This window comes from Streptomyces sp. NRRL S-340 (assembly GCF_000720185.1).
Lineage (GTDB): Bacteria > Actinomycetota > Actinomycetes > Streptomycetales > Streptomycetaceae > Streptomyces.
Map to the genome: position 1 here is coordinate 1 of NZ_JOIY01000091.1, position 2,909 is coordinate 2,909.

The 2,909-nt window shown below is 72.3% G+C and carries 1 protein-coding gene; it reads right to left on the reverse strand.

The window, feature by feature from the left end; all coding sequences use genetic code 11:
• Nucleotides 1-2,909: condensation domain-containing protein (locus IG64_RS37055; RefSeq protein ID WP_037864902.1), on the reverse strand; the 2,909-nt coding region annotated here is incomplete at both ends.

The following is a 2,909-nucleotide window of genomic DNA, read 5'->3' on the forward strand; positions in this document are numbered from 1 at the left end:
GTCGGCGTAGGGGTCGGCGATGAAGCGCTGTGCGGTGAGTGCGGGGCGGTTGGCGTAGCCGCGGGCGAGTCCGGGGCCGCCGAGGTAGATCTCTCCGGCGACGCCGATGGGTGCCGGTCGCAGTCGTTCGTCGAGGACGTGGAGGCGGACTCCGGGCAGGGGGGTGCCGATGACGGGGATGTCGACGGGGTGGGACAGGTCGTGGCACGTGGCGTCGACCGTCGCTTCGGTGGGACCGTAGAGGTTGAAGACGCGAGTGGCGGCGCCTTGTTCGCGCAGTGTCCGCCACAGGGCCGCGGGCACCGCCTCGCCGCCGACCAGGAGCGTTTCCGGCACCCGGGAGCCCTCCAGCAGCCCGGCCCGGACCAGCATGTCCAAGTGGGACGGGGTGACGTTGAGGACGTCGATCGCGGCCCGCCGCACCAGACCCACCAGCGCCTCGGGGTCGCGGCGCTCGTCCTCGGACGCGACGTGCAGGGTGTGTCCGGCTACCAGCCACAGGAACTGTTCCAGCGACGGGTCGAAGGTCATCGCGGTGGTGTGCGCGACATTGCGCCGGCGGCCGTCCTCCGCCATGCGCCGTACATGGCCCAGCAGGTGGTGCAGAGAGCGGTGCTGGACGGTGACGCCCTTGGGGGCGCCGGTGGACCCCGAGGTGTAGATGATGTACGCGGCCTGGTCGGGGTGGAGACGCGGTGTGGGCTGCGGACCGTCGGCCACGGGCTGCCGCGGGTCGAGGTGGACGCGGCCGGGGCCTGCGGGCAGGTCGCGGGTGATGACGACGGGGGCCCCGGTGTCGTCCAGGACATGGGCGGTGCGGTCGGCGGGCCACTCCGGGTCCATGGGCACGTAGACGCCGCCCGCCCGCATCACGGCCAGCAGCGCCACGACGCTGTCGGCGGAGCGCGGCCCGGCCGGCAGGCTCAGGCGTTCGGTGTCGTCGCTCAGCGGCAGGTCCCCGATGCGGAGGCCGGGGTCGTTCGCCGCCGCGTCCAGCAGTGTCAGGTAGTGGCCGGCCAGCACGTCCATGCGGGGCCGGTCGAACAGATCGGGGCAGTACGTGAGCAGGCACCGCTTCCCGTCCCGGCCCGAGACGACGTCGAGAGACAGATCGAACCGGCTGGTCACGCCGCTGAAGCCGAGCGAGGCGCAGTCCGTGCCGTGCAGGACGAGCTTCTCGTCGGGAGCGTCGAGGAGTTGGAAGGTGACCTGCACGAGAGGGTTGTGGCTGAGGTCGCGTTCCGGTGCCAGCGCCTCGACCAGCGCCTCGAAGGGCAGGTCCTGATGGGCGAAGGCGCCCAGCGCTGCCTCGCGGACCCGGTCGAGCAGCTCGCGGAACGACGACTGCTGCGGACAGCCGACCCGTATGGGCAGGGTGTTGACGAAGAAGCCGACCAGGGGTTCGGTCTCGGCGCGGGTGCGGTTCGCCGCCGGCACGCCCACGACCACGTCGTCCTGGCCGCTGTACCGTGCGAGCAGCACCTGGAAGGCGCCCAGCAGTGTCATGAACAGGGTGACGCCCTGCTCCCGGCCGAGCGCCTCCAGCCGCGTGACCAGCGCCGCGGGCAGCGGGAACTCGACGGTCTCGCCCCGGTGGGACTGGACGGCGGGACGCGGATGGTCGGCGGGCAGCCGCAGCACCGACGGCGCGCTGTCCAACGCCCGCTTCCAGTAAGCGAGCTGCTTCTCCTGCACGGGACCGGTCATCCAGGCCCGCTGCCAGACGGCGAAGTCGGCGTACTGGATGTCCAGGCGGGCGAGCGCGGCGGGGACGCCGGTGACGTGTTCCCGGTACAGCCGGCCGAGTTCGTCCACCAGGACCTCGACCGACCACCCGTCGGACACGATGTGGTGCATGGTGATCACCAGCACATGCTCGTCGTCCGCCAGCCGGGCCACCGCCACGCGCAGCAGCGCGCCGTCCTCCAGCCGGAACGGGGTGCGCGCCAGCGCCGCCACCAGGTCCCGCACGCCCTCCTCGGTCCGCTCGGCCGGCTCGATCCGCATGATGTGGGCCGCACGACGCGCGACCGGCGCGTCACAGGCCGAGACGACCTGGTAGGGCACGCCGTCCCGTTCGACGAACGCCGTCCGCAGCGTCTCGTGCCGTTCGACGAGCATCCGCAGCGCCCGCTGCAGCGCGTCCAGGTCGAGGGGGCCGCGGACCCGGTAGGCGTCGCACATGTTGTAGAAGACGCTGTCGGGCATCAACTGGTCGAGGTACCAGAGGCGTTGCTGCGCGAAGGACAGCGGCAGCGGCCCGCTCCGGTCCTGCACCGGCTCAAGGGCCGCAGCCCCGTCGCCGAGGCCCTTGGCCTGTTCGGCGCGGACGCGGGAAGCCAGCTGTCCGACCGTCGGGGCGTCGAACAGCTCCCGCAGCGGTACCTCGACGCCCAGCAGCTTGCGGATCCGGGCCGCCACCCGGATCACCAGCAACGAGTGCCCGCCCAGCTCGAAGAAGTCGTCGTGCACACCGACCCGGTCGATGCCGAGCACGGCGCACCAGACCTGCGCCACGACCTCCTCCACCACGTCACGCGGCGCCACGAACCCGACGTCCAGCTCCGGCCTGCCCACCTCGGGCTCCGGCAGGCGCCTGCGGTCCAGCTTTCCGTTCGGCGTCAGCGGCAGCGCGTCCAGAACCACCACCGCCGACGGCACCATGTACGAGGGCAGCCGCCCCCGCGCGAACCGGCGGATGTCGGCGGGGCGGGCCCCACCGGCATCCGCGGGCGTGACGTAGGCGATCAGCCGCGCGTGCGCGTCGTCGATGACGGCGGCTTCCTTGACGGTGGGGTGGTGGGTGAGGACGGCTTCGATCTCGCCGGGTTCGATGCGGAAGCCGCGGAGTTTGATCTGGTCGTCGGTGCGTCCGAGGTATTCGAGGGTGCCGTCGGGGCGTCGGCGGG